Source organism: Priestia sp. TRN 1309 (assembly GCF_050846875.1).
Classification (GTDB): domain Bacteria; phylum Bacillota; class Bacilli; order Bacillales; family Bacillaceae_H; genus Priestia; species Priestia zanthoxyli.
In genome coordinates this window covers 573,246-588,709 of record NZ_JBOZGM010000004.1, presented here as the reverse complement: position 1 = coordinate 588,709, position 15,464 = coordinate 573,246, and the positions used below count along the sequence as shown (strand labels likewise).

The window sequence follows — 15,464 nt, the reverse complement described above, 5'->3', positions numbered from 1 at the left end:
AAAGCAAGAGTGAAAATAGAAGATGCAGTTACGAAATGGAAACGGAGTAATAATGGACTTATACGGATTCATATTGAAGGGAAAGAATCCATACAGATTAATTCTTTTATCCAACAACGAGCAGCAAGTACAATCAAGCTGCTGCTTGCAATAGAGGCGTTTCGTCAAATTGATGAGGGCATCTTGGCTTTAACATCTGTCATTCAAAGAATGGAAAAAAATACGGTTGGCGGAGCAGGTGTACTTAGAGCTCTTCCGCGGTTAACACATATTAAAGTGGAAGAGCTGCTTACCCTTATGATAATGGTTTCTGACAACACAGCTACAAATGAGCTCATTTCTTTAGTAGGATTTGAAAAAATTAACGAATGTGCTAAAAATCTAGGATTAAAGAAAACCGTTTTAAACCGCTATATGATGGACGAAACAGCTGTTAAACAAGGGATTGATAATTATACGTGTGCCTCTGACGTAGTAAAGTGCCTAAAGGAAATATGTGAAGGAAACTTTTTGCGAAAATCTAGTTGCGAAAAAATAATGAGAATGCTAGAAATGCAGCAGTTTCGGCATAAGCTTCCAGCACGTATAGGATCAGCGTTTCAAGCTGCGAATAAGACTGGAGAACTACAGGGAGCGGAACATGATAGTGCTATTCTCATGCGAGGTAACGAAACGTATTATGCCGTTGTTTTGATAGATGGACTAAGTGACAATGAACAGGGAAGGAGATTGATTACTGATATTGGATACCTTCTGTCATCTAACATCTAAAAATCTTTTGACCATTTCAATAAGCGGGGGTAGTTTGGTCTCTTTTTATTTAATGTCTTCCATCAAAGAAAAACTCACATGTACTAATAATAAATGCTTGTCTTCTCAGATTTTGGCGAGACCGTTGTTTGCAGTGCTGGATTTGTGCTAGTAATAGATAAACATGTTCTTTTTCATAAAATTTTATGAAAAAATAATGATAAATCATTCATCCTATACCAACTTATTCATATTTTTTATATAATAGAATAATAGTATATATTTTAAACGAATAGTGAATGTCTATGCCAATTAGCAAGGAGCATGAAATTATTCGATTCATAAATGGTGGTGTATGTATGGCAAACGAACATGTAATGATAGATATTATAAAAGCATTTAAACGCAATTCAACTGAATCCATTGCCATGGATTTAATTAAGGAAGTGCGAGGGACATTTAGTCCTTTACCTAAATATATAGCGGATTTAATTGATGAGCTGAGAAAATTAAATTTAAAAGACGAAGTGATCAGTGTAATCTTGTATCAATCTGTATATGTGGCGGATCATCAATTTAATATTAAAGATACCATTACCAATCGTCAGTTTGTAAAAGATACGATTGAAATGGGCAGAAGATGGGTGCATCAGTACGGCCGAATTGAAACAGTAGAAGAAGCAATTCATATTGCAGAGCAAGTGTCTACAAAAGAGGACTTGCCTCATCATTTGCAAACAGCAACAATTGACGAAAAAATTACGCTTGAGGTGCAGCTTGATCATCAAACGTATGAAATGTTAAAAAATATAGCGGTTTATTATGATCATCATTCCTATGAACAGTCAATGACTGTAGCAATTAATCGTTTATATACGCAGCTGCGCGATGCACAATCAAAAAATAGTTAAATGTCAAATCTCACATGTTCCGTGCACCATGTGAGATTTTTTAAGATGTGAAAGAGGCGCAGATGAAAATGTCTTGCTCCATCATTCATCAAAAGGAGGGAGAACATAGATGAGGGTATATTTATCTCCTCTTCAAGAAAAAGATGCTTCTAAAGTTTTTGCATATTGGTCGGATGAAGAGGTTACGAGATATATGAATATTGAGCCCTTTACGACGCTTTATCAAGCGGAAAGCATGATTGCACTTCTTCAAAGTTTGACGAAAGAAGGGAAAGCAACACGCTATGCTATTCGATTAAAGACTTCCGATGAGATTATTGGAACCTGCGGTCTAAACCGTATTGATTATGATAAAAAGCAAGCAGAGATTGGGTATGATTTAGGCAGACCTTTTTGGAAAAAAGGCCTCATGACAGAAGCGCTCTGCCTTTTGCTAGAAAAAGCTTTTGAAGAGTTTCATATACGGGAGATTGAAGCAAAAGTCGATCCTAATAATAAAGATTCAATTACGCTTTTAAAAAAATTCTCGTTTCAATTAAAAGAGGCGTATAAGTCAGATGATTGTACGTGTTTATACACCGTCAATAAAGAAAAAGTGAGCGCGATATTGTCAGGACGCTCAAAAAGTAAGAAGTAAATCCAACAGAAGTTCTTTTGAAATAGTAAATATTTTTAGGCCTTAACCGATAACAAAGAAAAGAACGAATTGAAGGAAGGTCATGAATGAATCATCATACACATTTACTAGAAGGGACGTACAATGAGTTACTCGTTACACTTTCTTTCCTTATCGCTATTACTGCGGCGTACGCTTCTTTTGGGTTAGCTAATCGTGTGAAAATTTCCCGGGCAAAATTTATTCAGTTTTGGTTAATCAGCGGGGCATTTACATTGGGAGTAGGCATTTGGTCCATGCATTTTATTGCCATGCTTGCTTTTCACTTGCCCGTAGATGTTTCATACAATTTATGGTTTGTTCTTCTCTCAATCTTGGGAGCGATAACAGGATGTTATATAGGCCTTTACCTCATTCACAAACAAAAGAAAAGCATGAAGGCACTCACCATTGCGGGGAGCTTTATGGGAGCTGGAATTGTTTTTATGCATTATTCCGGCATGATGGCAATGGAGCCCATTATGATTTCATATGATCCATTTGTCGTTTTTCTCTCTATTCTCATTGCTGTTGCTGCTTCTAATACAGCTTTGTGGCTTGGTTTTTACTCAAAGCTAAATGAAGGGAAGCTTACCGTTTTTGCTAAGCTTATTTGTTCTACTATTATGGGCATTGCTATTGCTGGTATGCACTATACGGGCATGCAGGCAGCTTCTTTTTCAGGAATGCGAAGGCCTGAACAATCAAACGGTTTTGCTTTAAATCCACTATATTTATCCGCCGTTATTATTTTTTTTGTTGTCTGCCTATTTACGGCTGTGTTTTTAACCATTTTTATGGATCGACGCGTACAAAAACAAGAAGTTTTAAAATGGGCTTTTTTTGAATCTGCCCTGGATGCTATTTTGGTGATTGATGAAAAAAGACATGTTTTATCGCTCAATTATGCAGCAGAAACGCTTTTCTCTCTTAAAGCATCAGATGTAATCGGGAGTGATGTTGTTAAGCTGCTGCCCTTCTATAAATTTTCTTCTCTACAAGACGGACGGACTGAGCACTCCCTTTTGATAAGTAATAGAGAAGTTACGGTTGAGATAACGGTGATGGCGGTAGCGATTGAAGAGACGGTTGAGTATATGCTGTATATACGCAATATGACGCAAGAGCGTGAAGCGGAAAAAACGTTGATTGAAGCAAAAAATCGTTATGAAAACTTGTTTTACTCCTCTCCATTGGCAATTATGGTCCATCGAGAAGAAGAGGTCGTGTCCGTGAATGATGCTATGATTCAGCTTTTAGGAGTAACGGAAGACCAGCTCGTTGGGAAATCGTTATATGATTTCTTTTCATCTGAACAAGTTCCTGATATTAAAAAAGGATTGAAGGCAGTAAGAGATAGAAAAGATGAGCCAAGACCTCCATTAGCTCAGTTGAAAATGTTTAATGCGTTAGGTAAGGAACTCTTTTTAGAAGTAAAATCTACGCTCATTCAAATTAATGGAGAGACGCTTTTTCAGACAGTAACTAGAGATGTAACGGAGCAGAAAAAAGCTCAAGAATCGCTTCAATATATGGCTTTTCACGATATGCTAACAGATTTACCAAATCGAAGTATGTTTTCAAACATTGTAGAGAAATCCATTGATTCAGCAGCTGCTTCAGGAAAAAAGCTTCATTTCTTATTTTTAGACCTCGATCGTTTCAAACAGGTAAATGACACGCTTGGTCATCATGCTGGAGATCAGCTTATGCTTCAGGTGGTCGATCGAATGAAGAGCTGCCTAAGAAACCAAGATGTGCTTTCGCGTTTTGGAGGAGATGAGTTTTTAGTTTTACTGCATGATAGGACGGATGAAGAAGTGAGAAAAATCTGTCAATCATTAAATGACTGCTTATCCACTCCTTTTGTAGTGCTATCGAGAGATGTTTATTTAGGGGTAAGCATCGGAGTTAGTTTATTTCCTAAAGATGGAAAAACGCTTGAGGTGCTAGTTCGCCATGCTGATTTAGCGATGTACGAAGTCAAAAAACAAGGGCGTAATCATTATCTGTTTTATCAAAAAGAAATGCAGGTTCATACTACGCGACGAATGAGAATTGAAGATGGTTTACGAAAGGCTTTTGAGCTGGGCGAAATGGAGCTTCACTATCAGCCGAAAGTCAATATTCAAAGTGGCCATATTGTTGGAGTGGAGGCTTTGATCCGGTGGACTCACGCCGAGATGGGCGTTATTTCTCCCGCAGAATTTATTCCGATTGCTGAAGAAACAGGCGTTATTGTTACATTGACGAAATGGGTATTAAAAAAAGCGTGCCATCAAAATAAGTATTGGCAGCTGAAAGGACTTCCTCCCTTAAAAATGAGTGTGAACATATCAAGCGTGGATTTTGGTACAACTGATTTTGTTGATTATGTGTTAGATGTCTTGCGTGAAGTAGAGTTAGAATCACGATATTTAGAACTTGAAATTACGGAAAGTGTAACGATGAAGCATGTTGAGCAAACAATCGAAAAGCTACAAATTTTAAAAGATGCAGGAGTATTTATTTCGATTGATGATTTTGGCTCAGGATATTCCTCATTCAGCTATATTCAGAAGCTGCCTATTCATACGCTGAAAATTGACCGGTCTTTTATTAAAGATTTAGATCCTAATACAACGGAAGTATCGATTGTCAGAGCCATTATTACACTAGCCAAAAGTTTGCAGCTATCCGTCGTAGCAGAAGGTGTAGAAGAAGTTGAACAAGTAGAACTTCTTCATAAAGAAAAATGTGATGAAGTGCAGGGATACTATTTCTCCAAACCGATTTCAGCGCAGGAATTTTATGAGAAATTTCATAAAATCGAAGAAAAAATGGAATTTGTTCATTAATGTAAAAAGCCGTTCTTCTAAATAAGAACGGCTTTTTATTATTGGTTATTTCGATATACATAAGGGTCTTTTGGAGACTGCTCACGCTTTACTTTTGTTATTTTCACAACAGGGATGGTTTTTTTGAACGGCTGGTAATACATTGTACTAATTTTTCCTGTAACCGTTGCCCAGTCATCATTTTTAAAAGTAACATCATCTGGAAACTCAATAAGCATTCCAAACACCCCTGAATCTGCAATACAATGAATGATACCAAAGCGAAAGAGAAAATATTGATTCTTTTTTAATTCTTTCGTTTGATACATAAATCCTTTAAAAGAAATGGTTTTGTCAGTGAATTCACCAGGATATCGGTAAATAGTCTCCATTGCATTTAAAAATTCCTCGTCTTCTAAGTTGATATTTTCTCCTTTAGAAAACTTTTTAAGATCACGATGAATCATTTTGTCATAGGCTTCTTCTCCGTAAAAAGAACTTGTGTCAGGCTGTAAAAATTGATGAGAAGAATAAGGGTCCTTTTTGTCATAAATAGGAAAATGAAACCCTTTAGCTTCAACAATATTAGAATCAAGGGTTGCGACAGGTAAAAATAAGACCGTGAGTACTGGTAAAATATAAATTGGGTACCATACTCTTCGTTTCCATTTGCCATCTTGCTGATTATGGACGCATCCACAGCTACAATCATCATCATGTTTTTTAGGGCCTATCATGTAAAAGATTAATTCTGCAATGGTCAAGAACCAAAGGACAAAGATGGTGCAAAATGAAATCCAGGAATATTTCATATTGATATATTTTGAGATATCCCCAGTTGCATGAAGGTGCATGAAGATGAATGTAAACCCTATTAAAATTAAAATACGAATCATGCCAAATCCCTCCTTACTAATGAACAATTAAAATCGAAACAATAAGTACTAAAATGAAGACATACGCCAAAAGCGTAAAGACAAATTTAGTCTTAAACTGGCTTAGCATCATCAGCGTATTCTTGATATCAAACATTGGACCGAATACCAAGAATGAAACAATAGCACTATCTGTAAACGTACTGCGAAACGAGGAAGCGATAAACGCATCTGCAGAGGAACAAAGCGATAATACATAGGCAAGTCCCATCATTACCGCATTTGATGAAACATTTCCTTGTCCCAATGAAAGTAAAGTAGAGGTCTTCACGAACGTTTGCATGCCGGCGGCAATTAATCCACCAATAATTAAAAATTTCCCAACAGAAAAAAACTCATCAATAGTATGACGAATCGATTGTGAAACTTTCTCACTCATTTTCTTGGGGGAAGTATGCAAATGAACCTCACGTTTTGTCTGAGGTGCTTTGAATTGAACACTTAAAATAAGACCTACAAGTAAGGAAACAATAAAAGCTACTCCTGCCCGATAAAATACTATTTTCCAATCATTTCCGAAAGCTACAAAGGTAGAAAATAAAACAACAGGATTAATAATAGGGCCTGTTAACATAAAAGGAATGGCAGCATAAAGGGGAACCCCTTTTGCCATTAAGCGCCTAGTAATAGGAACAATTCCACATTCACAGGCTGGAAAAAGAGCTCCAATCACACTAGCTAATAGGACAGCACCTATTTTATTTTGAGGAATAACTCGAGCCATCATTTCATCCGTTACAAAAATTTGAATAATTCCTGAAATGATCACGCCTAATAATACAAAAGGAAGAGCTTCAATAAGAATACTAATAAATATAGTATTCATTTGTAATAGAGACGAATTCATTATTTTCACTCCAAAATTAAGTTTATCTAAAATGTATTAGTGCAATAAAGTTGTATTTGGTCAACTTATACATAGTGTATCGTAAAAAGGGAAGGGAATAAAGCTTTTTCAAAAAGAAGTGAAAGGATTTTTTTGTTATTTATTCAAAATATGTCCCGTATTATGAGAAAACTATTGACTCATCTTGAATTAACAGATAACATTGGTGATAATGATTATCAGCGTCATCAAGAGTATATACATAGGAGGAAGCATTAAAATGAAGCAAGTTAAAAAGATTAGACTTCTCAGTATAGCTACTATTGTTGCTATTTTATTTGTTCTAGCAGGATGCGGTTCAAATCAAAATTCTTCAAAAAAAAATTCAGATAATAACCAAAAGGTGTCTGTTCAGCATGAGCTTGGAAAAACGAAAGTTCCTAAAAATCCTAAAAAAGTAGTTGTTCTTGAACTATCCTTTGTGGATGCTCTGCAAGGTTTAGGAATGAAGCCAATAGGGATTGCAGACGACAACAAAAAAGATATGATTAAGAAACTTGTAGGTGGAAAGATTGACTATACTTCAGTAGGAACACGTCAACAGCCGAATTTAGAAGTAATTAGTTCCCTGCAGCCGGACTTAATCATCGCCGATGTGCAGCGTCATAAAGCAATTTATAAAGAATTAAACAAAATTGCACCTACAATCGAATTAAAAAGTCGTGAATCTACATATGAAGAAAATATAGACTCATTTAAAACAATTGCAAAAGCAGTAGGAAAAGAAAAAAAAGCAGAGCAGCGATTAAATGAGCATGAAGAAACGATTTCGAAATTAAAAAATGAGTTAAAAGAAGAAAGTGGTCAGACAGTCTTACCAGCAGTTGTCAGAGATACTTCTTTCCAAGCGCATACGTCTTCTTCTTATGACGGAGAGTTTCTTGAAAAGCTAGGGTTGAAGAACGCTGTGCAGAACAAAGAAGCATATGCTGAAATGAATTTAGAACAGTTGTCAGACATTAATCCAGATATTTTAATCCTAGCAAATAATGAAGGCAAACTTGTAACGGATGAATGGAAAACAAATCCTCTTTGGGAAAATTTAAAAGCTGTTAAAAATGATAAAGTGTTTGTAGTAGACCGTGATTTATGGACAAGATTCCGAGGGGTAATTTCAGCTGAGGCAATTGGAAAAGATACGGTTAAGTTACTAAACAATAAGCAGCAGTAATATAACGGAATCTGACAAAGAGGCGAGAATAGTTATTCTATTCTTGCTTCTATTTGTTTAGAAAAGAAAACTGTAGAAAGTGTGTTGGAAATGACAAATCTTGTCCAAAAGCAAAAAATAAATAAATACATTGTGTTGGTAGCTAGTGTTTGCTTGTTAATCATCGGAATGATTTTACATGTCGCTGTGGGATCCTCTGCAGTTAGTTTTACAGAAGTAATTAAAGCAATTTTTGCTCCTGATGACTCTAAGCAGACAACGATCGTACAGACGCTCAGATTGCCAAGAGCCGTGCTGGCAGCTCTTATTGGAGCCAGCTTGGCAGCTGCTGGAGCATTGATGCAAGCTATTACACGAAATTCGCTTGCTTCACCCCAAGTGTTTGGGGTAAATGCAGGTGCTTCATTAGCGATTGTAATAGCTTTTATTCTATTTCCTGATTTTACCTCTCAATCAACTGTTTATATTGCCTTTTTAGGAGCAGCTTTAGGAGGAATAACGGTTTATTTGTTCGCATCGGGCGGAAAGACAACTCATGTGAAACTAGCACTTGCCGGAATGGCCGTGCATTTATTTTTATCGTCGCTTACTCAAGGAGTGATTGTGTTAAATGAACAAGCTACGGACGTTTTGTATTGGCTTGTAGGTTCTATTAACGGGAAAGACTGGACTCATGTAAAAATTTTGTTACCTTGGTCATTTCTGGGTCTTCTTCTAGCTTTTGTATCATCTCGTTCTATATCGATTCTAGTGTTAGGAGAGAATATGGCAACAGGTTTAGGCGAAAAGGTAAAATGGATTCGCTTTTTTGCAGGTATACTAGTCATTATGCTTGCAGGTGCATCTGTTGCCGTTGCGGGGCCAATTGGGTTCGTAGGTCTCATTGTACCTCACATAGCTAGAAAATTAGTAGGAGGAGACTACCAGCGAATCCTGCCATTTTCAGCTCTATTAGGAGCCATTTTGCTTGTCTATGCCGATGTACTTTCTCGTTTCATTGCCTATCCTTTTGAGTCGCCAGTAGGGATTGTAACAGCTCTTATCGGAGCTCCTTTCTTTTTATATCTTGCTAGAAAAGGGAGGAATATTAAGCAATGAAAAGAAAACACCCTTATCAAATATTAAGTATCTTATTGCTATGTTTAATCATCACGGTTGTAATTAGCTTAGGAGTAGGAGCCGTTTATATTTCCCCTGCAGAAATCTTTCAGCAAATAGTAGGTAGTTCCCAAGGTAGTTCCTTTATTTTAACAAATTATCGCATTCCACGTACCCTCATTGCTATTGTGGTCGGTGCGGCTTTAGCGGTAGCAGGAGCTATTTTGCAAGGGATATTAAAAAACCCGCTTGCTTCTCCTGATGTTATCGGTGTAACAAAAGGAGCAGGGCTATTCGCCGTTTTTATCTTAATTGTATTTCCAGCTGCTTCTATGCTTCTGCTGCCGCTTTCAGCTTTTTTAGGAGCATCGGTCATCGCCGTTATACTCATGGTGTTTTCCTATTCTCAAGGAGCTAAAACTCATACGCTGGCTTTAGTGGGTGTAGCTTTAGGAGCTATTTGCCAGGCTGGAATTCAGTATTTTATGATTAAGTTTCCAGATGACGTGAATACAACTCTTCTTTGGCTTACAGGAAGTTTATGGGGAAGAGGCTGGAGTGAGCTTTTGATGTTAATTCCTTGCGTCGTACTTGTTCCTTTTATTATTATATTTGCATCTAAGCTCGATATTTTAAATTTAGGAGATGAGATTGCAGTTGGCCTAGGAGAGCGAACAAAGTACGTTCGTTATACACTATTGAGTATGGCTGTGATATTAACCGGTTTATCTGTAGCTGTAGTTGGGTCAATTGGATTTATTGGTTTAATTGCTCCTCATATTAGTAGGAGGTTAGTAGGGAGTCGGTCGAAGTTCTTGTTACCAGTTTCAGCAGCAGTAGGTGCTTTATTCCTGATAATTGCTGACAGTCTCGGAAGAGGGGTTGTGCCGCCCATTGAGATTCCAGCTGGAATCGTAACATCCGTTATTGGTGCCCCTTATTTTCTATATTTACTGCGGCGTGAACAGAAAAAATAGGAGAAAGGAGGAAGAGTAATGACAAAGTTAACTGCGGAAAAACTTTCGCTATCATATGATTCAACTTCAGTTATTCGCGATATTGACCTTCACATTCCAGAAGGAAAGATAAGCATAATCATTGGATCAAATGGCTGCGGAAAATCAACAATCCTTCGTTCATTGGCGCGTTTATTAAAGCCGACAGAAGGAAATATTTATTTAAACGGAAAAGATATTCATCAACATTCATCAAAAGAAGTAGCAAAAAAACTGGCTATTTTGCCTCAAGCTCCTGAAGCTCCTGAAGATTTAACAGTAAAAGAGCTATGCTATTATGGTCGTCACCCTCATAAAGGCTTATTTGCTCGCTATTCTGCTGAAGATCATCAAATTGTAGAGGAGGCTTTACAGGCAACTAAACTGTCTAATTTAAGTCATCGCACACTGGATGCGCTCTCTGGAGGACAGCGTCAAAGGGCCTGGATTGCAATGGCATTAGCACAGGGTACGGAGCTTCTGCTTTTGGACGAGCCTACCACATATTTAGATTTAGCTCATCAGATTGAAGTGCTTGAACTTCTTCGTTTCTTAAACCAAAAGAGAAATTGTACAATTGTGATGGTCTTGCACGATTTAAACCAAGCAGCTCGCTATGCAGATCATTTAATCAGTATTTCAAACGGCCAGATTTACAAAGAAGGTTCTCCTACTCAAGTATTTACAGAAGAAATGATAAGGGATGTGTTTAATTTATCATCAACTATCATTCAAAATCCGGTTGATGGTTCACCTCTATGTATACCAACTGGAATCATAAAATAAACTGCACTTAAAAAAACAGCGTACTATTTTCACATAGTACGCTGTTTTACATTTAAGGTCAGAGCTAACAGTTTATACAATACATAGATTCCAAGGTATGCACCGGTTAATAAAAAAGCTGAATTTAAAAAGATTGCATGAATGCTCGTCATAAAAACAGTATGATTTTTTAAGATACGATAGATAGAAGCAGCGGCTATATTTCCAAATACTAGCGCTGAAAGAAGGGCTAGCGTATTAAAAACTAGTTCTGCTCCTTTCCACTTTAGTGAGAAAAAAAGCATGATAATAGGAACAATAATACTTGCAGAAACCAACAGGAAAATCAATGGACCATCTCCAATACGTTATCTTATTACAGTTACATAGGATAATGTTTTTACTTATTTTTAGATAGTCTTCCCTTTTTATAGTCTGTTAAGCTTTTTTCTTCCATTTTTTACTTATATAAAAAAGTAAAGTAATGGATAAAACCACTAAGATGATTTTTCCTTGCATAGATCCTTGTGAAATATGATAAACCGAATAAACTTCAATAAAAAGCGCTGGAATTTTTCCAAGTGCGCTAGCAGAAATGAATACCGCAAAGGAGCCTTTTCCTACAGCACTGAAGAATGTAATGAGGCCTGATGGAACAAAGGGAAGTAATCGCAAAGAAAAAATGAATATAAAACTCTCTTTCCCTTGTACGCGCAGCAGCTTTAGCCACTTGGAGTGAGAAGGTGTTTTGGTATGAACAAGTGTACGGAAACCTTTTCGGTACAGCCAAAAAGAGAGAGCTACACCTAAAACTTCTCCAATAAAAGAAAGTAAAAATCCATTCCAAAAACCAAATAATTTTACGTTTACGAACGTAAGGGGCGCGCTTGGAAATACGCCCGTAATGCTAATAAGGATGTTCAAGAGAACACTAATAAGCTCTGCTGCTTCTAAATGTTCAAGCAGAAATGTTTGAAGATAGTCAGTCATGGTTATACTCCCGTTTATGTTTTATATGTAGGGCTAATTTAAGCTCATTTTCTACTATTATATAATTTTTGGCATGAAATAAGCAGTCAGCAGTTTATAAAAAACGAAACAGGGTAACTACTTACTAATGAAAGACGATTTACTGATTTGAAGGGATGGACAACTCATGTTGAAATTTTTGCTTGTTATTGTGGTTGTATTATTAATTATTATGATTTTTAAACGCATTATCCGAAAATAAAAATGCTAACTAAGCAGCTCGTGAGACCTTTCTCACGAGCTCTTTTGCGGAGCTATTCGGCAGCTCAACAATACACTTTTTACTGTGATGAATATCACTGCAGCTAAAGAAATGAAGGGGTAAGATAGAAATGGGAGGGAGGTATATGGAGCTAATATTCTATCTCAGCACTTATTTATCAGGGGGAGCTATCGCATTATGGCTAATTAATGCAGCGTTTAATGGATTATTAAAATAACAGAGGGAGAGAAAATGAACGATTCTAAAGGTATATTTAACAATAAAGAAAGAAAGCTTGCTCGCTATTTGGAGACGTACACAACCGAGCAAATTTTAAACGAAGCAGGTATGTCTTCGTCTGCTGCGTTATATGAGTTGAAAAAAATAAGATTACCGCGGGCAGTTGCTAATACGATTGTTTATTACGTACTGGCAACCAATAATCAAAAGCTGGTTATGTACAAACTGCTCATGTTAGCGGGCGTTTGTAAAAAGCTTGGCATTCAAGATGCACAGGCAGCCCTCACTTTTATCAAAAAATATTACGTTTGTCATCAGCATTTACACTAAAAAGCACATCTGTCTGAGGGGGAAAAGAGATGAATATTGTCCCGTTTAAGCAGCGTTCATCTGCGGAAATTTATCAAGATAAAGAACAGCCGTTTCAATGTTTCATTGAGGGAGATCGATTTCAGTTAGATTTGTATATGACGTATTTATTTCATCGCTGTCATTCTAGCAGGTATAGATATAGCCGTGTTAACAGAAAGGGTAGGATGTAATGATAAGATACCGGTGGTAAGCGGCTTCATTTTCCTAATGGAATAATGAAGCCGTTTGTTGTGTTAGAAAGAATGATTTACTATGATGTAGTTAATGATAAAAGAAAAAAGGAAGGGAAGGAACGTAATGGATTTACATAATTGGGAATATTGGATTTCAAAGCTTGAGCTGCAGCCCCATCCAGAAGGAGGGTTTTATAAACAAACCTATCGTTCTAATGATGAAATTTCTGATAAAGAAGTGTCATCTCAGTTTGATGACAAACGATTTCTATATACGAGTATTTACTTTTTATTAAGGTCTCACGATGTATCGCATTTCCACCGGCTGCAATCAGATGAATTATGGTACTATCATGGGGGAAGTTCTTTAACCATTCATATTATCTACCGCGACGGAACCTATCAAGAAGTAAAACTAGGTACAAACTTAGAAAATGGAGAAGTTCCTCAATTTTTAGTTCCAAGAGATACCATTTTCGGTTCCTCTGTCGCAAATGAGAATACGTTTTCCCTGGTAGGGTGTATGGTCGCACCAGGCTTTGATTTCCGTGACTTTGAATTATTCACAAAACAGCAGCTGCTTGATGAATTCCCCGAGCATGTCGTGATCATCGACAAATTAGGGTACGATAAACTCCCAAATGATTAAAAAGCATGCATCTCGGTTTGATGCATGCTTTTTTCATTTGAACCATCCTTTTTCCTTAAAGCGAGTAATGGCTTCAATGCGATTCTTTACTTCGAGTTTGTCCAGAATGGTAGAAATATAGTTGCGCACTGTTCCGGTCTTAATAGATAGTTCGTCAGCAATTTCCTTTGTGTTTTTTCCATCAGCTACTAGAGCTAATACTTCTTTCTCTCTAGCAGTAAGAGGACTGGTAGATTCACTATATAAGTCATCCACTAATTCTGGAGCATAGAGGCGTCTGCCTGCCATCACGCTTCGAATTGAATTTGCGAGTTCTTCACTTGGACTATCTTTTAGCAAGTAGCCACTTACGCCTGCTTTCAAAGCTCTTTGAAAATAGCCGGAGCGAGCGAACGTTGTTAAAATGATGACTTTGCAGTTTAAATCTTTCAGTTCCTCTGCAGCTTCAAGCCCAGTTTTAAGTGGCATCTCGATGTCCATTACGCATATGTCTGGCTGGTGCTGCTTAGCAAGTGATACCGCTTGTTCCCCATTTGAAGCTTTTCCGACAACTTCCATGTCATCTTCTAAATTTAACAAAGAGCCTAAAGCTCCTAACATCATTTGCTGATCTTCGGCAATGACAATTCGAATCATAATTGTTCCTCCTTAATATGTTTGACGATGTTTGGAACTGTAATATGAATAATCGTCCCCCCTTGACTGGAGATATCAAGATGGCCGTTTACAAACTCCAACCGCTCTTTCATTCCTAAAAGTCCGTTTCCTTCCCAGCAGGTTTTTTTCGTATTAATACCCACTCCATTGTCTTCTACCGTTATGCCTACTTCTTTTGCAGACTGATGTAAAGTAATCGTGCAAACGGTGGCTTGACTATGTTTGACCACATTGGTTACGGCTTCTTTTAAGCACATGCTCAGAATATTTTCAATTAGCAAAGACACATTCTCTAATGAAATATCCTTTTCTCCTACAAACGTAATTTCGGCAGCTTCTAAAAGCTCTTGAACGCGTTTTAGTTCTTCGCTAAGGCGAATTCCACGCATTTGAGAAACCATTTTTCTCACTTCATTAAGAGCCGTGCGCGCTGTTTGCTGGACATCTTTTAATTCAGATTTTGCTTTTTCAGGATCTTTTGCAATAAGTTTTCTTGCTAAATCACTTTTTAGACCGATAAGAGACAGCTTTTGTCCTAGCGTATCGTGCAGGTCGCGAGCTATACGCTGGCGCTCTTCCTGTTTTACAAGCTCAGAAATACGTTTATTTGCATCTTCCAGCTGTTCTTCCAGCCGGTCTCGCTTCTTCCGGTTATAAATGCTAAATGGCAGTACAATTACACTAATGGAAATTACAAAAATGAAAGGCAGCTGTTTTAAAAAGATCTCTTCTTGCATAACAACGTTAAAGTTTACCGAAATAACGGTGCTGATCAAATGAACAGCATACAAAGTGAAGAAAGCGAGCCGTTTTTGGATATTTCCAATAAAATAAGCGATAAAAAAAGCGAAGTAAAAGGCAAAGTAAATATAATTAAAAATCGTTGTTAGTGCTAAGGAAATGACGATTAATAAAGCCGTCCATACGTAAACGGACTTGTCTGTTGAAACAAATGCAAAACGATAGAAAATAAAAAATAAGATGGTGAGTAAAGAGCCAAGAATAATGTGATTCATGGATGAAGACTGTAAGATAAAATAAAATGGTAAAATGGCAAATACCGTCCATATGTAAGGAGATAGCCCAGTGATTTTTTGGAAAAACGTATATTTTTTCATAAAGAACCTCATTTGTTTGTTAAAATACACTATTAGTTTACC

At 37.0% G+C, this 15,464-nt stretch carries 17 protein-coding genes; 11 read left to right on the top strand and 6 right to left on the bottom strand.

All coding sequences use genetic code 11. The features are described 5' to 3' along the window. Positions 1-9 precede the first annotated feature (9 nt). From ACRPLQ_RS19210 to ACRPLQ_RS19195, 4 genes are all read left to right on the top strand, one after another. Positions 10-771: a serine hydrolase gene (locus ACRPLQ_RS19210; protein ID WP_235918765.1), complete on the top strand. Its 762-nt coding sequence runs from the start codon at positions 10-12 to the stop codon at positions 769-771. Between the two features lie 338 nt (positions 772-1,109). Then, positions 1,110-1,661 (top strand): hypothetical protein, encoded by a 552-nt coding sequence (locus ACRPLQ_RS19205; protein WP_013056190.1) that lies wholly within the window; start codon positions 1,110-1,112, stop codon positions 1,659-1,661. 109 nt (positions 1,662-1,770) lie between these two features. Beyond that, positions 1,771-2,298 carry a GNAT family N-acetyltransferase gene (locus tag ACRPLQ_RS19200; RefSeq protein ID WP_034266572.1) on the top strand — a complete coding sequence of 176 codons (528 nt, stop codon included), beginning with the start codon at positions 1,771-1,773 and terminating at the stop codon, positions 2,296-2,298. Between the two features lie 86 nt (positions 2,299-2,384). Then, positions 2,385-5,153 (top strand): bifunctional diguanylate cyclase/phosphodiesterase, encoded by a 2,769-nt coding sequence (locus ACRPLQ_RS19195; protein WP_034266574.1) that lies wholly within the window; start codon positions 2,385-2,387, stop codon positions 5,151-5,153. A gap of 38 nt (positions 5,154-5,191) precedes the next feature. On the opposite strand, the gene ACRPLQ_RS19190 is transcribed toward ACRPLQ_RS19195, so the two are convergent. Both ACRPLQ_RS19190 and ACRPLQ_RS19185 read right to left on the bottom strand, forming a co-directional pair. Further along, complete coding sequence (locus ACRPLQ_RS19190) at positions 5,192-6,028, bottom strand: TIGR03943 family putative permease subunit (protein ID WP_432236233.1); 837 nt, start codon at positions 6,026-6,028, stop codon at positions 5,192-5,194. Between the two features lie 16 nt (positions 6,029-6,044). After that, positions 6,045-6,914 carry a permease gene (locus ACRPLQ_RS19185; RefSeq protein WP_028414013.1) on the bottom strand — a complete coding sequence of 290 codons (870 nt, stop codon included), beginning with the start codon at positions 6,912-6,914 and terminating at the stop codon, positions 6,045-6,047. 259 nt (positions 6,915-7,173) lie between these two features. Here ACRPLQ_RS19185 and ACRPLQ_RS19180 point away from each other — a divergent pair, with 259 nt between their 5' ends. The 4 genes from ACRPLQ_RS19180 (at position 7,174) to ACRPLQ_RS19165 (ending at position 11,003) form a co-directional block, all read left to right on the top strand. After that, positions 7,174-8,124, top strand: coding sequence for an ABC transporter substrate-binding protein (locus tag ACRPLQ_RS19180; protein WP_099000089.1), 951 nt, complete (start codon positions 7,174-7,176; stop codon positions 8,122-8,124). A gap of 90 nt (positions 8,125-8,214) precedes the next feature. Then, entirely contained in the window at positions 8,215-9,222 is a 1,008-nt protein-coding gene (locus tag ACRPLQ_RS19175) for a FecCD family ABC transporter permease (protein WP_028414011.1), read from the top strand. Further along, positions 9,219-10,199 carry a FecCD family ABC transporter permease gene (locus tag ACRPLQ_RS19170; RefSeq protein ID WP_028414010.1) on the top strand — a complete coding sequence of 327 codons (981 nt, stop codon included), beginning with the start codon at positions 9,219-9,221 and terminating at the stop codon, positions 10,197-10,199. Before ACRPLQ_RS19175 ends, ACRPLQ_RS19170 begins: the two co-directional genes overlap by 4 nt. An 18-nt stretch (positions 10,200-10,217) precedes the next feature. Then, the gene (locus tag ACRPLQ_RS19165) at positions 10,218-11,003 is read left to right on the top strand and encodes an ABC transporter ATP-binding protein (RefSeq protein WP_432236232.1); all 786 of its coding nucleotides are present in this window, start codon (positions 10,218-10,220) and stop codon (positions 11,001-11,003) included. Positions 11,004-11,032: 29 nt separating this feature from the next. Here the strand turns inward: ACRPLQ_RS19165 and ACRPLQ_RS19160 are convergent, their stop codons facing one another. Next, a complete protein-coding gene (locus tag ACRPLQ_RS19160) occupies positions 11,033-11,332 on the bottom strand; it encodes a hypothetical protein (RefSeq protein WP_028414008.1) in 300 nt (99 codons plus the stop codon). An 88-nt stretch (positions 11,333-11,420) separates the two neighbouring features. After that, the gene (locus ACRPLQ_RS19155; protein ID WP_098627152.1) at positions 11,421-11,972 is read right to left on the bottom strand and encodes a TVP38/TMEM64 family protein; all 552 of its coding nucleotides are present in this window, start codon (positions 11,970-11,972) and stop codon (positions 11,421-11,423) included. Between the two features lie 493 nt (positions 11,973-12,465). On the opposite strand from ACRPLQ_RS19155, the gene ACRPLQ_RS19150 reads away from it, so the two are divergent. From ACRPLQ_RS19150 to ACRPLQ_RS19140, 3 genes are all read left to right on the top strand, one after another. Next, entirely contained in the window at positions 12,466-12,783 is a 318-nt protein-coding gene (locus tag ACRPLQ_RS19150; protein WP_028414006.1) for a hypothetical protein, read from the top strand. Between the two features lie 29 nt (positions 12,784-12,812). Then, on the top strand, positions 12,813-12,995 hold the full coding sequence (locus tag ACRPLQ_RS19145; RefSeq protein WP_028414005.1) for a hypothetical protein: 183 nt from the start codon (positions 12,813-12,815) through the stop codon (positions 12,993-12,995). Positions 12,996-13,122: 127 nt separating this feature from the next. Further along, positions 13,123-13,647 carry a cupin domain-containing protein gene (locus tag ACRPLQ_RS19140; RefSeq protein WP_028414004.1) on the top strand — a complete coding sequence of 175 codons (525 nt, stop codon included), beginning with the start codon at positions 13,123-13,125 and terminating at the stop codon, positions 13,645-13,647. A gap of 33 nt (positions 13,648-13,680) precedes the next feature. Here the strand turns inward: ACRPLQ_RS19140 and ACRPLQ_RS19135 are convergent, their stop codons facing one another. Next, complete coding sequence (locus ACRPLQ_RS19135) at positions 13,681-14,283, bottom strand: response regulator transcription factor (RefSeq protein ID WP_013056197.1); 603 nt, start codon at positions 14,281-14,283, stop codon at positions 13,681-13,683. After that, positions 14,280-15,422: a sensor histidine kinase gene (locus ACRPLQ_RS19130; protein ID WP_028414003.1), complete on the bottom strand. Its 1,143-nt coding sequence runs from the start codon at positions 15,420-15,422 to the stop codon at positions 14,280-14,282. The genes ACRPLQ_RS19135 and ACRPLQ_RS19130 overlap by 4 nt, the downstream gene beginning before the upstream one ends. Positions 15,423-15,464: the final 42 nt, after the last annotated feature.

Bases quoted from the DNA above. Each gene is read 5' to 3' on its own strand.
- ACRPLQ_RS19205 (WP_013056190.1), top strand. From the start codon at position 1,110: ATGGCAAACGAACATGTAATGATAGATATTATAAAAGCATTTAAACGC.
- ACRPLQ_RS19200 (WP_034266572.1), top strand. From the start codon at position 1,771: ATGAGGGTATATTTATCTCCTCTTCAAGAAAAAGATGCTTCTAAAGTT.
- ACRPLQ_RS19195 (WP_034266574.1), top strand. From the start codon at position 2,385: ATGAATCATCATACACATTTACTAGAAGGGACGTACAATGAGTTACTC.
- ACRPLQ_RS19190 (WP_432236233.1), bottom strand. From the start codon at position 6,028: ATGATTCGTATTTTAATTTTAATAGGGTTTACATTCATCTTCATGCAC.
- ACRPLQ_RS19185 (WP_028414013.1), bottom strand. From the start codon at position 6,914: ATGAATTCGTCTCTATTACAAATGAATACTATATTTATTAGTATTCTT.
- ACRPLQ_RS19180 (WP_099000089.1), top strand. From the start codon at position 7,174: ATGAAGCAAGTTAAAAAGATTAGACTTCTCAGTATAGCTACTATTGTT.
- ACRPLQ_RS19175 (WP_028414011.1), top strand. From the start codon at position 8,215: ATGACAAATCTTGTCCAAAAGCAAAAAATAAATAAATACATTGTGTTG.
- ACRPLQ_RS19170 (WP_028414010.1), top strand. From the start codon at position 9,219: ATGAAAAGAAAACACCCTTATCAAATATTAAGTATCTTATTGCTATGT.
- ACRPLQ_RS19165 (WP_432236232.1), top strand. From the start codon at position 10,218: ATGACAAAGTTAACTGCGGAAAAACTTTCGCTATCATATGATTCAACT.
- ACRPLQ_RS19155 (WP_098627152.1), bottom strand. From the start codon at position 11,972: ATGACTGACTATCTTCAAACATTTCTGCTTGAACATTTAGAAGCAGCA.
- ACRPLQ_RS19150 (WP_028414006.1), top strand. From the start codon at position 12,466: ATGAACGATTCTAAAGGTATATTTAACAATAAAGAAAGAAAGCTTGCT.
- ACRPLQ_RS19145 (WP_028414005.1), top strand. From the start codon at position 12,813: ATGAATATTGTCCCGTTTAAGCAGCGTTCATCTGCGGAAATTTATCAA.
- ACRPLQ_RS19140 (WP_028414004.1), top strand. From the start codon at position 13,123: ATGGATTTACATAATTGGGAATATTGGATTTCAAAGCTTGAGCTGCAG.
- ACRPLQ_RS19135 (WP_013056197.1), bottom strand. From the start codon at position 14,283: ATGATTCGAATTGTCATTGCCGAAGATCAGCAAATGATGTTAGGAGCT.
- ACRPLQ_RS19130 (WP_028414003.1), bottom strand. From the start codon at position 15,422: ATGAAAAAATATACGTTTTTCCAAAAAATCACTGGGCTATCTCCTTAC.